13 protein-coding genes are annotated in these 14,675 nt (G+C 62.3%); 1 reads left to right on the top strand and 12 read right to left on the bottom strand.

The window, feature by feature from the left end:
- Positions 1 to 79: 79 nt before the first annotated feature.
- Positions 80 to 1,651, bottom strand: coding sequence for a SulP family inorganic anion transporter (locus tag ACR2TX_RS04975; RefSeq protein WP_434131434.1), 1,572 nt, complete (start codon positions 1,649 to 1,651; stop codon positions 80 to 82).
- A gap of 67 nt (positions 1,652 to 1,718) precedes the next feature.
- Positions 1,719 to 2,387 carry a carbonic anhydrase gene (locus ACR2TX_RS04970; RefSeq protein WP_077730859.1) on the bottom strand — a complete coding sequence of 223 codons (669 nt, stop codon included), beginning with the start codon at positions 2,385 to 2,387 and terminating at the stop codon, positions 1,719 to 1,721.
- A gap of 112 nt (positions 2,388 to 2,499) precedes the next feature.
- Between ACR2TX_RS04970 and nhaR the strand changes: the two genes are divergently transcribed.
- Positions 2,500 to 3,396: a transcriptional activator NhaR gene (gene nhaR, locus ACR2TX_RS04965; RefSeq protein WP_086133462.1), complete on the top strand. Its 897-nt coding sequence runs from the start codon at positions 2,500 to 2,502 to the stop codon at positions 3,394 to 3,396.
- Positions 3,397 to 3,839: 443 nt separating this feature from the next.
- Here the strand turns inward: nhaR and ACR2TX_RS04960 are convergent, their stop codons facing one another.
- The 10 genes from ACR2TX_RS04960 to ACR2TX_RS04915 all read right to left on the bottom strand — a co-directional run bounded on the left by ACR2TX_RS04960 (position 3,840) and on the right by ACR2TX_RS04915 (position 14,581).
- On the bottom strand, positions 3,840 to 4,085 hold the full coding sequence (locus ACR2TX_RS04960; RefSeq protein WP_077730861.1) for a hypothetical protein: 246 nt from the start codon (positions 4,083 to 4,085) through the stop codon (positions 3,840 to 3,842).
- Positions 4,085 to 5,839 (bottom strand): Hsp70 family protein, encoded by a 1,755-nt coding sequence (locus ACR2TX_RS04955; protein WP_077730862.1) that lies wholly within the window; start codon positions 5,837 to 5,839, stop codon positions 4,085 to 4,087. The genes ACR2TX_RS04960 and ACR2TX_RS04955 overlap by 1 nt, the downstream gene beginning before the upstream one ends.
- Complete coding sequence (locus ACR2TX_RS04950) at positions 5,836 to 6,489, bottom strand: nucleotide exchange factor GrpE (RefSeq protein WP_077730863.1); 654 nt, start codon at positions 6,487 to 6,489, stop codon at positions 5,836 to 5,838. The genes ACR2TX_RS04955 and ACR2TX_RS04950 overlap by 4 nt, the downstream gene beginning before the upstream one ends.
- Entirely contained in the window at positions 6,486 to 6,812 is a 327-nt protein-coding gene (locus tag ACR2TX_RS04945; RefSeq protein WP_434131428.1) for a J domain-containing protein, read from the bottom strand. Before ACR2TX_RS04945 ends, ACR2TX_RS04950 begins: the two co-directional genes overlap by 4 nt.
- 8 nt (positions 6,813 to 6,820) lie before the next feature.
- Positions 6,821 to 9,244: a tetratricopeptide repeat protein gene (locus tag ACR2TX_RS04940; protein ID WP_434131425.1), complete on the bottom strand. Its 2,424-nt coding sequence runs from the start codon at positions 9,242 to 9,244 to the stop codon at positions 6,821 to 6,823.
- Positions 9,245 to 9,592: 348 nt separating this feature from the next.
- Positions 9,593 to 10,783 carry a methyl-accepting chemotaxis protein gene (locus ACR2TX_RS04935; protein ID WP_434131422.1) on the bottom strand — a complete coding sequence of 397 codons (1,191 nt, stop codon included), beginning with the start codon at positions 10,781 to 10,783 and terminating at the stop codon, positions 9,593 to 9,595.
- Between the two features lie 92 nt (positions 10,784 to 10,875).
- On the bottom strand, positions 10,876 to 11,886 hold the full coding sequence (locus tag ACR2TX_RS04930) for a quinone-dependent dihydroorotate dehydrogenase (RefSeq protein WP_434131419.1): 1,011 nt from the start codon (positions 11,884 to 11,886) through the stop codon (positions 10,876 to 10,878).
- 12 nt (positions 11,887 to 11,898) lie between these two features.
- Positions 11,899 to 12,606, bottom strand: coding sequence for a (5-formylfuran-3-yl)methyl phosphate synthase (locus ACR2TX_RS04925; protein WP_434131417.1), 708 nt, complete (start codon positions 12,604 to 12,606; stop codon positions 11,899 to 11,901).
- Entirely contained in the window at positions 12,603 to 13,181 is a 579-nt protein-coding gene (locus ACR2TX_RS04920) for a DUF447 domain-containing protein (RefSeq protein ID WP_434131414.1), read from the bottom strand. The genes ACR2TX_RS04925 and ACR2TX_RS04920 overlap by 4 nt, the downstream gene beginning before the upstream one ends.
- The gene (locus ACR2TX_RS04915; protein WP_434131411.1) at positions 13,178 to 14,581 is read right to left on the bottom strand and encodes a DUF6513 domain-containing protein; all 1,404 of its coding nucleotides are present in this window, start codon (positions 14,579 to 14,581) and stop codon (positions 13,178 to 13,180) included. Before ACR2TX_RS04915 ends, ACR2TX_RS04920 begins: the two co-directional genes overlap by 4 nt.
- Positions 14,582 to 14,675 lie beyond the last annotated feature (94 nt).

Here is a 14,675-nt window from a genome sequence, read left to right as displayed (position 1 = left end):
CAACCCGGATGGAACGCGTCGCAGCCGGTCCGCGGAATCCTTCGGCAAACTCCAGGCCACGGCCCATCAGGATGGACCTTCATGCGGCCTCGATGCGCCGTTCTCCCCAGGCGTGCTGCTGGAAGACGGCGCGCAGTCTGTCCCAGTCGATGACCAGTTCGCCGCCGGCTGCCTTATGCTGTTGTTCCCAATTGATCAGAAGATCCAAGCAGGCATGATCGATATACGTCAGTTCGTGGAAATTCACGTGCACGTGCGCGTCGGGACGGACCCGCTCCAGGGCCGCCGCGAGCTTCGGCAGACGGATGAAGGTTGCGGCGCCTTTGAGGCGGATCGTGGTCCGGACGCTCCCTTTTTCCTCTTCGACCGCAACCTCCAGATGCGAGAAGCTACACAGCAATCGGACCAACGCCAGAGCGATTCCGACAGCAATGCCGGTCAGGAGGTCCACCACTACCACGGTACCGAGGGTCGCCGCGTATATGCCGGCTTCCGCCCGGTCGGTGCGCCACAGTGTGCGCATGGCTTTGGGATTCATCAGTTTGACGCCGGTGTAGACCAGCACCGCCGCTAGGCTGGCCACCGGAATCAAGCTCAGGACGCCCGGTAGAAGGGTGATGAACACCAACATCCAGACGCCGTGCAGGATCGTGGACAGCCGGGTTCTCGCACCGGCCAGCACATTGGCGGAACTGCGGACGATCACGCCGGTCATCGGCAATACACCGGCCAGTCCGCACAGGATGTTGCCGACGCCCTGGGCGGCTAGTTCCCGATCGTAGCGGGTACGCGGCGCATGCCGCTGCATAGAGTCCACCGCGGTGGCGGTCAGCAGCGATTCGGCGCTGGCTACGAAGGCCAGAGACAGGCCCGCCAGCCAAATCGCCCGGTCGGAGAGAGCTCGAAGATCGGATCCGCCGGGCCAGCGTAACGCTTCCAGCAGATTGTCGGGGACCGGCACGTACTTGAGGTCCGCCTGCAATATCGCGGCGCAGGAGGTGCCGACCGCGACGCCGAGAAGGGGGGCCGGCAGCAGCTTGAGCTTTTGCGGCGTGAGCCTGTTCCACAAGAACATGGTTACGATGGTGAGCAGCCCGATCAGGGCCGCCGGCCGGTGAACCGTTTCGGAAATTCCTTTCCATACCGCCTGCGGCAAGGTCCACAGATTGATGATGCCGCCGAATTCCTTGCCGGTCCCGGGAGGCATATCGTCCACCATGACATGGAACTGGGAGGCGAAGATCAGAATGCCGATCCCTGCCAGCATGCCCTGGATCAACGACGGCGACACGGCCCGGAACACCTGGCCCAGCCGCAACAGGCCCGCAGCCAGTTGCACCAAGCCGGCGAGCAGCACGATGACGCCCAGGGTTTGGAAGCCGTGTTCCTGAACGAACAAAGCGACCATCACCGCCAAGCCGGCCGCCGGCCCGCTCACCTGAAGCGTGCAGCCGGACAATGCTCCGGTGACGACACCGCCGATGATGGCGGTAATGAGGCCGGCCGAGGCGGCGTGCGCCATAGGCACGCCGGAAGCGATGGCGATACCCATGGAGAGCGGCAGGGCCACCAGAAAAACCACGATAGAGGCGGGGAGGTCCGTTTTCCAGGCGGCGCGAAAAGCGGATAGTCGCAAGGTCTGTGCGTTCATAACACGATTTGCCCTTTGGGCGGTCGGAAGTTCAGGAAGAGCTTCAACGATAGAAAAATGCGGGGACTTAGATTTCCGTTGCAATGAGTGTGCGTTCGTGTACGGACGGCATGGGGCGCTGCTCGGTCAGCCGCAAAAACTGCCCGCTTCCCGCGTCATAGCCGAATACTTCGCCGGTCTCGATCTTGTAGACCCAACCGTGCAGTTTAAGTTTGTTCTGGGCCAACCCGGAGGCCACCACCGGATGGGTGCGCAGATTCTCCATTTGCGCCAGCACGTTCTCCTGAATGGTGATATTGAGCAGGGAAGCGCTCTCCAGGTCTACATACTTATCGTGAACGACACGGCGGGTGGATTCCGCATAGGAGAGCCATTGGCTCAGGGCCGGAAAGTCGCGGGTCGATGGCCGTTCCAAGAGGCCTTTCATCGCGCCGCAATGAGAATGTCCGCAGATGATGATGTCCTTGACCCCGAGACCGGCCACCGCGAATTCGATGGTGGCGGCTTCGCCGCCCATGACCGCGCCATAGGGAGGCACGATGTTGCCGGCGTTGCGCAGAATGAACAGTTCGCCGGGTTCGGTCTGGGTGAGCAAGTTCGGATTGATGCGCGAGTCGGAACAGGTGATGAACAGCACTTCGGGCTGCTGTCCTTTTGCCAGCCGCTCGAACAGCTCGCGCTGAGAACCGAAAAGGTCGTTCTGAAATCGGTGTAGCCCCTGTAACAGTTTTTGCATCGTTGATTCACGCTGAAGTTGACTGACGGAGCATAGCCTATAGATTGAGCTTATTATAATAAAATAGAATGTTTGAAATTCAGTTATAGATAAAATCAATAAATCTGTTCGTATGGGGCGCATCAACTATCAGCATCTGTTTTATTTCTGGAATGTAGCTCGCGAGGAAAGCGTGACCCGCGCTTCCGAGAAGCTGCATCTGGCGCAGCCCACCATTAGCAGTCAATTGGCGGTGTTCGAAAAAACCATCGGAGAAAAGCTGTTTTACAAGAATGGCCGCAAACTGGTACTGACGGATACCGGCCGCATCGTGTTCCACTATGCCGATGAAATCTTTTCCCTTGGTCAGGAGCTGGCCAACACGCTCAAAGGCCGGCCGACCGGGCGGGCGCTCCGGCTGGTGGTGGGCGTGGCGGATGCTTTGCCCAAGCTGGTCGCCTGCCGCCTGATCGAGCCGGCCTTCCGCCTGCCGGAGCCGGTGCAGATTCTTTGCTATGAGGATAAGGCGGAACGCCTGTTGGCGGAGATGTCGCTGCAGGGCATCGATTTGGTGCTGTCGGACGTCCCCGTCACGCCGGCGAACGGTGCCAAAGCTTTCAACCACTTGTTGGGAGAGTGCGGAGTCACGGTGTTCGGAACCCCCGAGTTAGCCAGTGCGTACCGCCCGGACTTTCCCCGTTCCCTCAGCGGAGCGCCTTTCTTGCTGCCGACCGGCAATACCGCGCTCCGCCGCTCGCTGGATCAGTGGTTCGACGCCGAGAACATCAGCCCGAAAATCCAAGCGGAAATCGAAGACAGCGCCTTGCTCAAGACCTTCGGCAGTGGCGGAACCGGGCTGTTCGTCGCGCCCTCTGCGGTCGAGGAGGAGATTCAACGTCAGTACGACGTGGAAGCCATAGGCCGGATCGATTCCGTGCGGGAACGGTTCTACGCGATCACCGAACGCAGGAAACTCAAGCATCCCGCCGTGAGCGCGATCCTGGAAAATGTCGGCAAGAAGCCGCTCTGACCCGCAGCCAGTTCCGGCATCGCCGTTTCCTTTTATCGAACGACCAGACAAGGTGGTTAAAAGGTAGGCGGGGATAAGCCCGTCCCGGTAATTCCTAAGACCCTTCGGTAGACCCGGCCGTTGGGCCAACGGGTTCGTCGGAAGGGTGGCTTCGGCGCTCCCGAAGACACCGTTTGCGATTGGGAAAGGATTGCCGACCTACGACTTTCCGAGGAATTCATTCTTGTAGGATGGGTAGAGCGAAGTGAAACCCATCGATGGTGGGTTAGGTGGCGAGGCCGTAACCCACCGAACGACTTCGGACCGGTGGGTTACGCTTCGCTAACCCACCCTACGATAATGTTCACTCGAATGCCGGATGGAATAAGCGGTCAACCGCCGTTCCTTAGGTTCAAAGGGGGCCGGGCGATGTTCCTTGCAAAGGATCGCCTCGGTCGAAAGGCTCAGCGCCCGCGGCGAGCCAGAAATCCCCGCAGCAGCAGGGCCAGGGGCGAGCGTTTGAGCTGCAGCGATTCCTCCAGCGCCTGCCGGGCCGCGGCGGCGTCGCCCGCGCCGAGCCGGGCGACGGCCTGGTGCAGCTTCGCGCACGCCTGTGCCTCGGCGGCGAGCGGGAGGCTCAAATCGGTCCGGCAGCGGGCGCACACCGGGTCCTCCCGCAACCGGGCCTGGCAGGTGGGGCAGCGCTCCATCAGGTATCGAGGTAATAGAGAATGTCGGCGAGACGCTCCACCGCCGTCTCGACGGCCTGGAGATCGCCGGCGGCGATGCCGTCCCTGATATCTTCGATGAGGTCGATCATGTCCTCGCGGTCTTCCTCGGACGCTTTCTCCAGCAGGCGTTCCGCCTTTTCCACCAGAGCCCGCGCCTTGACCTCCGTATGATGCCGCTCCGAAGCCGCTCCTTCCACAAGCGTTTCGGCTCCGGCCGCCGGCCCGAACAGGGCGTCGATGCGGGCCTTGGCCGCCCCCATCTCCTCTCCCTGGAAACGGGCGATGGCATTGTTGATGGTGATGGACTTGGAAAGGCCGGTGTCCTTCTCCCGAGCCGAGACGTGCAGGATGCCGTTCAGATCCAGATCCAGGCTGACCGTGACGGTGTTGCCCGCGGGCACCTTGCGCAGGCCCTTCACCCTGAATTCGCCGATTTCGATATTGTTCAGGGCGTCCGGGGCCTCGCCCTGGTAAATCCGGACGTCCACTTCCTGCTGACCGTCAAAGCTGGTGTAAAAGGCCTCGGTCTTGCTCACCGGCAGCGGGGTGTTCTTGCGGATGATGGGGACATAGACGTAGGGGTAGAGTTCGCCGTCGAGTTCGGCTATGGCGGAGGTCCCATAGGTGTAGGGCGTGATGTCGACCAACACCGCGGATACCGATTCTCCCGCGATCACCCCGGCCTGGACGGCCGCGCCCATGGCGACGCACAGATCGGGGTCGATGTTCCGGTGCGGCTCCTTGCGAAGCTCGCCGAACAGCCGCTCGCTGACGACGGGCGTGCGGGTGCTGCCGCCCACCAGCAGGATTTCGTCGATGTCGGAAGCGGTCAGGTTGGCGCCGCGCAGGGCGATGTGCACCGCTTCCAGGGTTTCGTCGATATAGCCCGCGATCATCTGCTCGTACTCGTAGCGGGACAGCTCCAGCGACAAATGGATGGGCGTCCCCTCCTTCTCGAACAGATATTCCTCGTCGATGCGCACGAAGGGCTGGTCGGACAGGGTTCGCTTGGCGCTCTCCGCGGCCCGGTTGATACGCGCCATGATCTGCCGCGACTCGGTGATGTCGAAGTCGTGCTCGCGCTTGATGTGCTCGACCAGATGATCGACGATCCGGGCGTCGAAATCGTCCCCGCCCAGCCGGTTGTTGCCGTGGCTGGCCAGGACTTCCACCACATCGTCCTCGATGCTCACCACCGACACGTCGAAGGTGCCTCCGCCCAGGTCGTACACCAGTATCCGTTTGCGCGTTCCGGTCTTGGCCTCGTAAGCCAGCGCCGCGGCCGTGGGCTCGTTGATGATGCGCACCACGTCGAGACCGGCGATCTCCCCTGCTTCTCGGGTGGCCTGGCGCTGGGCGTCGGAAAAATAGGCGGGGACGGTGATCACCGCCTTTTGCACGCTCCGTCCGAGGTAGTCCTCGGCGGTCGCCTTGAGACGCTTGAGGATGATGGCGGAGATTTCCTGCGGGCTGAAGTGCTGGCCCGCCAGCTCCACCCTGAGATCTTCGCCCATGTGGCGCTTGATGGACTTGACCGTGCGCTCCGGGTAGAGAATGTACTGATTGTGCGCCGGTTCGCCCACCAGGACGTCGCCGTGCTCGCCGATGCCGACGAAGGACGGCAGGATCTTGCGTCCTTCCCGGTCGGGGATGACGGTTACCTTGCCCTCCTTCAGAATCGCCACTTCCGAGTTGGTCGTGCCGAGATCGATGCCGATGATGATGTCGCTCATAGTTTGTTGGCCCTGACTTCCGCTAAACGTAAGACTTCGTCGCCCCAGAGAAATCCCTTGCGCAGTTCCGCCGTGACGATGCCGTTTTCGAGATCGGGCTGCCGGTCCAGTTCCAGCACGGTCATGGTGTGGGGATCGACGGGCAGACCCATGACCTCCAGCGGCCGGACCTCGTGGCGCGCCAGGATTTCCTCCAGCCGTCTGAGGCTCATGCCCTGGCCTTCGCGTATGCTCTCGATGAAGCGCCGGTCCTCCGGACGCGACTTGATGCGGAACCAGCCCTTGACCGGACGGTAGTTGCGCAACGCATTGAGACCCGCGGAGAGCCGGTCGTGCACATCCAGAAGATCCAGCAGCGCGGAACGCAGGGCGCTGCGGCGCAGGGTGGAAAACTCGCCCTGAAACCGCTCCAAAGTCCGATTCAGATTGCTCTGGCTGTCCCTGAGCCATTCGTGCGCTTCGCCGACCGTATCGAGAGCGGTGCGGAACTGGCGCGACTCGGTCCGGACCTCGGTGCGTAGCGCCGCCAGCTCACCGAACAGGGTGAAAAGGTCGGTCTGCCTCGCCGCGTCTTCCTCGAAACCGGCGGGCGTATCGAGGTACTGCCGGAATTCTTCCAGCAGACGGATCTTGTTCGCTTCGTCCATCATGTATCGGTGTGCGTCTCGGACAAATGCTCGGCCAGGCCCTCGGTGAGCGTCCGGATCAGGGTGCCGGCATCCGGCCGTTCCGGCCGGCCCGGTCGCAGAATCTGGCGCAGCAGGACGGAAACGTCGGGCTTTTCCCGATGGAACAACCGGTATTCCCGGCGCTTCTTGTCGGTCTCGATGAGCTCGTAAGCGCCGCGGATGCGCCGGAACTCCTCGGCGTTCCGCTCCGGCGGGAATTCCCGGACCTTGCGTAGATAAGCCTTCTTGATTGCCTCGTCGCCGGCGTCTTCCTCCACGCCCAGCACTTCGTAAGGGGTTTCCATGGACTCTCCTAGGATTTTTTCGTGTTCTTGGATTTCTTGCCGCGGCCGGGCAGGGGCAGTCCGTCCAGAATCCGGCTCGCGTCCACACCCAGGCCGCCCAGCAATTTGTCGAGAATCAAACCCAGCGCATCCTTCTCCGATAGCTTCTCGAGCTGCTCGGGGGGATAGTCGCCGAGCAATTCCTTCGCCCGTTCCTCGGGGGACAAGCGGTCGAGTTCCTCGATGCGCTCCGCGAACCGCTCGGCCGCCTCCTCGTCGAGACTGTCCAGCCCGTCCGGAAAAGCCTCATGAAAATCGGGTTGCAGGGATTCCTCGTGCTTGCGCAGAAATTGATCGATCAAGGCCGCGGTGCGGCGGTCGCCCGCCTGGTGCGCCTGGTCCAGATTCATCTGTAGCCGGAGCCCATCCATGGGCAGCAGCCTGCCCGCATCGCCCCGGCATTTCGCATAAACCTCGAAATACGCGAACACCGGCGCGTAGCGGCACCGCCTCGCCGCCTGTTTCGCGCATTCGGCCAGGAGCTCGTATTGGCCGGCAGCGGCGAAGCCCTGGCAGAGGCCGAAGAAATCCTCCTCGGACAGTTCCGCCTGTTTGAAGCTCCGCTTCAGCATCGGCGCCAGCTTGTGGAGAGCCTGCGAGAGATTCTGCCGCCCCTCGCCCCGGTACAGGCCGAGCAGCCTGACCAGAGTCAAGAGCTCCGCCTTGTCCGCCGAATGCTGCTTGTCCAGCCCCTGGACCAGGCTATCGGAACCCTTCAGGGGCATATCCGCCGCGAGCACTTCCATTGCCCACTGAAACCAGGCCGCCGCGCCGCCGCCCGCGGCGGTCCATGCCTCCTGCCAAAGATTCCGGCAGCGTTCGTTGTCGGCCTGCCAGAAGGCCGATAGCCCCTCGAGCCAGAGCAGGGCCGCGCTGCGCCGCTGGGGATCGAGCTTGCGGGCCGCGGTCAGCTCCGCTTCCGCCAGATCCGTGCGTCTGGCTTTCAGTTGCTTGCGGGCGTGGCCCAGATGGGCCTCCAGCAGAAAGCGGCGGGCATCGCTGTTGATGGGGTCGATTTCAAGGAGGGTCTTGGCATAGTTCGCCACCTTCTTGAACGCCTTGCGGCGCTGGGCCGCCCGCATCGCCGGAAGCAGAACCTCCGGGTCCCGCGGATAGCGCTTCACGGCGCGGTCCAGCCAGGACAGTGCGGCCTTGGCGTCGTCGAACTGCTCCAGCAGTCCGATCAGCCTTAGGTAGGCCGCCTTGTCGTCCGGGTCCAGTTCCAGGCTCTGCTCCAGGCAAGCGATGGCCAACTCGGGGAATTCCTTCTCGGCCAGGTCGGCCACATGGCGGAAAATCAGGGCCTGGGTGAGAGGTTCATCGCGGCCCTGCGGGGCATTCTTCAAGAGAGCGATGCATTCCTGCCAATACCGGCTGGCCTCTGGATAATCGAGTATCTCTTCGGCGTGGAGCGCCTTGATGCGGCATTGTTCGAAGGGAGTCAGCTTGCCGAACGCCCGTTCGTAGAGCGGTATGGCCTCCGGGGAATCCGCCAGGGCCGCGAGACAGAAGCGGCGGCTTTCGGCCTCGCCCAGTTCGGCGCGGTGCCGCAGGACCGCCTCCAGGAGCGGCCGGGTGCCCTTGGATTGAGCGGCGTTCTGGATGTCCCGCAACAGCGCGAGCTCCTTCTTATCATAGCCTTTCAGCTTGTCGACGACGGCACGCAGCTTCGGCGGAAGCTTGAGATAAGCCGCCACGTCCGGCGCAGGGGTTGCCAACTGTTCGCGCAGAGCCGCGGCCAGATTCCGGCAGGCCGAATCGGGATCGACGCGGTCCAGGACTTCCGACGCCCTGTCGGGATCGCGTTCCACTGCAAGGAGGCCCTTGAGCAGGGTGCGCAGATTTCGGTACGGCGAGCGGGACGATACCTGCCGCAGGCATTCCTCCGCTTCGGCTTCCCGGCGCTCCGCATAAGCCGCGAGGGCTTTCCGGAGCAGCGGCTGCTGTCGGACGATGGCATGCTCCCTGGGCAGGGCATCGAGCAGCTTGTCGTTTTCCAGGGCCAGCAAAGCCGCGGCCTCGACCAGACGCCGCCCGGTCGCGGAGGCGACAAAGTCATCGGGGACCGCTGCGAGCGCCTGGCCGAGCTTCACCATCTGCCCGGCCTTGAGCAGCCAGGTCAGGTACTCCCCCGAAAGCGGCGTGCCGGGGCGAAGACCGGCATGGTTCTCCCACAGCATCGCCGCTTCCTGGAACATGCCCTTCCCGGCCAGTTCGCGGGCACGTCCCAGATAGGCCTCGGCCAGCAAGTCTTCCGACTCCTGCCGGCGCTCCTGTTTCAAGAGGTCCTTCAGAGACGCGATCGCGTCCTTGAAATACCCGCTCTGGAGAGCGCGCTGGGCCGCGGCTTTGAGTGCCGGCACGGATTTCAGCGGTGAAGGTTTGGATTTCATCGGCAGGATTGGAAAGCAGGGGACGAGATGCGAACGGGGATTATCGCAAAAAATCTCCATTCGCGATTCAAGGAGATGTACGGATGCGGTATCGAATGAATCCCGTCAGCCGATCGGCTCAGCGGCGACTTCCCGAATTCGACGCCGGTTCGGACCGGCACGGTCCCCGGCTCACGGTAGAAATCGGGTTCAGCACGCAGGATGGGCAAAGTCCTTAAGCCGTGCCCATCCTCTTCGGGAAAGTTGGGGTGGGAGCTCGTAGGTCGGCAATCCCTTGCCGACCTACTGAGGATCACGCCGGTTACGGGTAGCAGGTATCCCGAACCGAAATCGATCGGCGGCGGACGGCTAGCGGATCTTGAAGCGTTCGACCTGTTCTTGGAGATGCGAAGCCAGTCGGGCCAGTTCCTCGCTGGCGGCTGCCGTCTGCTCGGAGCCTTGAGCCGTTTCATGGGAGATTCCGCTGATGTTGACTACATTGCGGTTGATTTCTTCGGCGGTGATGCTTTGTTCCTCGGCGGCCGCCGCGATTTGGGTGTTCATGTCCTTGATGGTGTCGATGAAGCGATTGATGATTTCCAGCGATTCGCCGGCGTTGATCGCTTGATCGACGCTGGTCTTGGCCGCGCTCTTGCCCTGCACCATCGCGGAGACGGCCTGGTTCGCGCCGGTCTGGAGGCGTTCGATCATGCCCTGGATTTCCTGGGTCGATTGTTGCGTGCGGCTTGCCAGAGTGCGGACTTCGTCCGCCACCACCGCGAAGCCGCGGCCTTGTTCGCCGGCGCGGGCCGCTTCGATGGCGGCGTTGAGCGCCAGCAAGTTGGTTTGCTCGGCAATGCCCCGAATCACGTCCAGAACGGCGCCGATGGCGACGCTATCCTCTTTCAGCTTGTTGATGGCTTCGGAGGTTTTCTCCACTTCGGTCGCGAGGCCATTGATGCTTTGGATGGTGTGCTTGACGACCGAGGTGCCGTTCTTGGCCTGTTCGTTGGCGTCCTGAGCGGCTTCGGCGGCGCGGGATGCGTTCTGGGCGACCTCGTGGACGGTCGCCGACATTTCCGTCATGGCCGAGGCGACTTGCTCCGTTTGCTCGTTCTGGTTGAAGACGCGCTGCCGGCTTTGCTCGGTGATCGTCGACAATTCTTCCGCCGCCGCCGCCACCTGTTCGGCATCCTTGACGATATCCCGCACCATGCCGGCCAGGTTTTTGATCACCGTGCTGCATTTCCAGGCCATCCACGAGAATTCGTCCTTGCCCTCCAGGGAAATGTTCTTGGTTAAGTCGCCGGCGGCCATAGCGCTCAGCGCGTCCACCAGTTTTTCGGCGCGTTTTGCGGAGTGCCGGCCCAAATAGGCGGCCAGTGCCAGCATCGTGACCGATGCCGCGACCGCGGTAATGATGACGCCGGTAATATCGTCATTTTCGCCCGCCGTCTTGACGCTCATGAAAGTCACCGAGGCGACGCCGACGATGCCGACGCCCATGGCCAGGTACATCTGGCGGGATAAATTCAGGTTTTCTACGAAGGATTTCAGCATGGCTCGATCTCTGGGTTAATTATTGTTTTGTAACCTGAGTCACAAGTTTAGTCAGAAATTTTCGAGCCGTAGGGAGAGACGCGGGGCGGCTGTTATAAAGCGTCGACGATCTCCCCAATCAAAGCCGGACCTCGGTAGATGAAGCCGGTGTAGAGTTGGATCAAGTCCGCGCCGGCCTCGAATTTCCGGCGAGCGTCCTCGGCGCCGGCGATGCCGCCGCAAGCGATGATGGGAAGGGCGCCCTGCAAAGCCTGCCCGAGTCGGGCGACCACATCGGTTGATTTGCAGAACAAAGGACGGCCGCTGAGTCCGCCGGTTTCTTCGCCGTGAGCGAGTCCTTCGACGCCTTCTCGGGATGCGGTGGTATTGGTGGCGATCACTGCATCGATTCCGTATTTGACCAGGGCGTCCGCCGCCTGCTTGATCTGCTCCGGTTCGAGATCGGGCGCGATCTTGACGGCCAGCGGAACGCGTCGGCCGTGAGTCTGGGTCAGATTCTCCCGCTCCTGCCGCAAGCCGGACAGCAGATGGTCCAGGTTTTCGCCGGCCTGGAGGTCGCGCAGGCCGGGCGTATTGGGGGATGAAATGTTCACGGTGACATAGCTGGCATGACTGTATACCTTGCGCAGGCCGATCAGATAATCGTCGAGCGCCCGATCCAATGGGGTATCGCGGTTCTTGCCGATGTTGATGCCCAGTATGCCGCGGTAACGCGCCTTTTTGACCTGCTCGACCAGGTAGTCCACACCTTTATTATTGAATCCCATGCGGTTGATGATCGCTTCGGCCTCGGGCAGGCGGAACAAACGCGGCTTCGGATTGCCCGGTTGCGGGCGGGGCGTCACCGTGCCGATCTCGATGAAGCCGAAACCCAGAGCGGCCAGGCCATCGATGTATTCGCCGTTCTTGTCGAGCCCCGCTGCCAAACCTACCGGATTCGGGAAGCTGAGGCCCATCACCGTTCGCGGCTTGGGGGCGGCCGAATGATGAAGAGGATTCAACGATCCCAGCCGGCTAAAGCCTTGAAGAGCGGCCAGGCTGAGATGGTGGGCGGTTTCGGGGTCGAGTCGAAACAGCAGAGGACGGAGCGAGTCGTAGAGCATGGGTTTTCGAAATTACGCGGTGATTCGCGGGTATGCGTTAACGCATTCGCCATGGACCTGGTTCAAAACGGTGAGTACGGACTCGGGATCCAAAGCATCGGTACGATCCCCGCCGCACAGAGCGCCCCGAAAGCCCAGGTAATCGGGTTTCAATGCCAGGAGAGGCGCGATATCCGGCACGCGAAGCGATCCGGCCAAGCCGCACAGCAAGCCGTGCGAGCGGGTTTCGGCAACGAATGCCCGAAGATAATCATTCCGGCATACTTGCCGCAACGATCCCTTCTTTTTATCGCACGTGTCCAGCATCGCTCCGGCGAAACCGGCCGTAGCGAGTTCTCGGACCCAATGCAGCTCCGGCGATTCGTCGCCGAACAGGACGGCGACGAGACGGATGTCGCGGCGGACGAGAGAGGACAGGCTACGGATGACCCCAGCCCAGTCCCCGCCGGGGAAAAAACCGATTTTCACGTAATCGACGCCGGTCGCCGCCATTGCTTCCGCAGCGGACGACACGACCTCGGGGTCCATCGGCAGATCGCCGACGGTGGCGCTGACCGGCCGGTCGCGGCCCAGTTGGCTGACGATACGGCCGACATCGGCAACGGGCAGGGCACCCAGGGCGCCTTCGGCGGGGTTTTTCAAATCGATGATGTCGACGCCGATTTCCCGAACCTGCCGGGCTTCGGCAAGGCTGGCGACGCTCGCGAGCATGCCGGTCATGTGGGAGCCGCCTTGTCCGTCTTGCCGTGTTTGAACGCTTCGACCGCATCCATCAGCCAGCCCCAAGCCTCGAATTCTTTAGGTCCCGCCGTCTTGTCCAGGCCGATGCGGAGATAGGCGAGCTCCGATTCGATCTTGTCCCACGGCAGCCTAGCCAGGCGGCTGACCAGGATCGCCGCTTCCAGTACCGAATATTGCGCCCGGTTGAAGCCGCGGAACGGGGCGTGATTCGCTTCGTGGACGACTCGGCAGTAAAGCTTCGGCCGCAGTTCGTCCTCCTCCCAGCGCAGCAGTTCCAGTTCGGCGTGGGCAAGGGCTTCGGCCAACCGCTGGCCGGGGATGCTTTCCGCCGGAAGCAGCGGCCAGTCGCGCCGGCCGGTCAGGCAGCCGGCGAAGACGCGCACGTCGTCGGTGTAATTGATGACGGCCGTGCGGGTGGCCAGAACGTTATCCAGGGTCGTGGACGGCCGGAAAGGCATGATGAGCAGTTCGTCGTCCAATACGTGCACCCCCATGGGCGCGATATGTGCGGCGCCTTGGGGCGAGCAGCTCGTGATGATGGTCTCGCGAATCATTCTTCGTCTTTCGGTGTTTTCTGCAAAGTCGATCCGGCCGGTTTGTAGGCGTGCGGATCGATGGTCGGCTCGGGCGCTTCCACGTGGCAGCCCCACTGCAAGGGCTCGTCCTGCGAGTAACGCTTGCCGAGCTGCCAGGCAATCTGCGCCCGGGCCAGTTCGACCCCCAGATAAAAGGCATGGCCGCCGTCGGTTTCCACGCCCAGCTTCGGATACAGCTCGAACGGGTCTGCGGCGGTGTGAAAGCCTTCGCGGTTAAAGATATGCACGCCCTCGGGGCTGATCAGGATGCGATAGCTCGGGTCCTTGATTTGCCGGTAGATTTCGTCGATTTCATCGCGGCTGAGCGGAAATGGAGCGCGTTCGTGCAGCGCCATCAGCCGGTCGTCGATATGCTTGGGCAGAGTATTCAGTTCGCGCGCGGCGAACAGGATGCGGCGCGCCAGATCGGCTTCGCGCACAGCCTTGCGGGCATGCTTGCTGACCTGGGTGGCGAGAATCTGTTTGATGTGCAGTTCCGAGCAGATTCCCAATAGGGTCGCATTGATGCCGGCGGTGTCGGCATGGGTGAGCTCGGTCAGATTGCCGACGCCCATCATGATCTCGGCATCCGGGTGGCGTCTCCGGACCTCGTGATAGCGGACCAGCGACTCGGTGAATCCGAAATGGATGGGGTCCAGGATCGGATCGACGATAAAGGTGCGGCCCTTAGGCCGCATGGCTTCAATGGCCCGGTCCAGCGAATCGAGGTCGCCGTGCTTGGCGGGAATCAGAATCGGGGTCGAGGATACCTGATCGGCGATCCACAGCGTTTCTTCGTGCAGGCTGAGCAGATAGTCGGCGCCCGCCGTGCCGCCTCTCAGCAGATCGTCGTTTTCCAGCGAATCGACGCTGACCTGAAACCCCTCGGCCTTGAGCGCACGGACCGCTTCCTCCAGACGCGGAAACGGCGTCTCCGGCAAACAGCCGACATCGATCACGTCGGCCCCGTCCTTCCGATAGTCCCGCGCCTGGCGCAGAATGCCGTCGATGTCCATCCGGGGCGCGTCGACGATTTCCGCGAAGATGCGGAGTTCGTAACGGCTGATGTCCGGCTTTTTCTTCTTCTTGCCGAAAAACTCCGGCAGATCGTGCAATTCTTCCGGCCCGCGCTCGATGGAAATGCCCATGTCCTTCGACAAGGCTTCCAGATCGCCCCGGCAGCGCCCCGGCACCAGCACCCGGTCGGCCCCGAAAGTATCCTTGAGCCGCCGCCGGATCATGTCCGCCGTCATCAGCGCCGCCACCGTCAGTCCCAGCTGATGCACGGTGTACCCGAACTCCGGCTCCATCTCCTCGAGGGTGCGGCGCAACTGCTTTTCCGCCAGCTTGCCGGTGAGAAACAGGATGTGCTCGGGCATTTAAGGGTGGGGAAGGTGGTGGAATGGACGTGCTTGAGACTTGGACCGCGGGATTATAACAAAGATCGGAATGAGGTCCGTCGAAAGCTCTCGG

This window comes from Methylocaldum sp. GT1BB (assembly GCF_051027545.1).
In the GTDB taxonomy this organism is placed as follows: domain Bacteria; phylum Pseudomonadota; class Gammaproteobacteria; order Methylococcales; family Methylococcaceae; genus Methylocaldum.
This window is presented reverse-complemented; position numbering and strand designations above follow the sequence as displayed.

Excerpts from the sequence above, each read along its gene's own strand:
- ACR2TX_RS04925 (WP_434131417.1), bottom strand. The coding sequence starts at position 12,606 with ATGACCGGCATGCTCGCGAGCGTCGCCAGCCTTGCCGAAGCCCGGCAG.
- ACR2TX_RS04960 (WP_077730861.1), bottom strand. The coding sequence starts at position 4,085 with ATGGAGCGCTGCCCCACCTGCCAGGCCCGGTTGCGGGAGGACCCGGTG.
- ACR2TX_RS04950 (WP_077730863.1), bottom strand. The coding sequence starts at position 6,489 with ATGATGGACGAAGCGAACAAGATCCGTCTGCTGGAAGAATTCCGGCAG.
- ACR2TX_RS04940 (WP_434131425.1), bottom strand. The coding sequence starts at position 9,244 with ATGAAATCCAAACCTTCACCGCTGAAATCCGTGCCGGCACTCAAAGCC.
- nhaR (WP_086133462.1), top strand. The coding sequence starts at position 2,500 with ATGGGGCGCATCAACTATCAGCATCTGTTTTATTTCTGGAATGTAGCT.
- ACR2TX_RS04970 (WP_077730859.1), bottom strand. The coding sequence starts at position 2,387 with ATGCAAAAACTGTTACAGGGGCTACACCGATTTCAGAACGACCTTTTC.
- ACR2TX_RS04955 (WP_077730862.1), bottom strand. The coding sequence starts at position 5,839 with ATGAGCGACATCATCATCGGCATCGATCTCGGCACGACCAACTCGGAA.
- ACR2TX_RS04915 (WP_434131411.1), bottom strand. The coding sequence starts at position 14,581 with ATGCCCGAGCACATCCTGTTTCTCACCGGCAAGCTGGCGGAAAAGCAG.
- ACR2TX_RS04935 (WP_434131422.1), bottom strand. The coding sequence starts at position 10,783 with ATGCTGAAATCCTTCGTAGAAAACCTGAATTTATCCCGCCAGATGTAC.
- ACR2TX_RS04930 (WP_434131419.1), bottom strand. The coding sequence starts at position 11,886 with ATGCTCTACGACTCGCTCCGTCCTCTGCTGTTTCGACTCGACCCCGAA.
- ACR2TX_RS04975 (WP_434131434.1), bottom strand. The coding sequence starts at position 1,651 with ATGAACGCACAGACCTTGCGACTATCCGCTTTTCGCGCCGCCTGGAAA.
- ACR2TX_RS04945 (WP_434131428.1), bottom strand. The coding sequence starts at position 6,812 with ATGGAAACCCCTTACGAAGTGCTGGGCGTGGAGGAAGACGCCGGCGAC.
- ACR2TX_RS04920 (WP_434131414.1), bottom strand. The coding sequence starts at position 13,181 with ATGATTCGCGAGACCATCATCACGAGCTGCTCGCCCCAAGGCGCCGCA.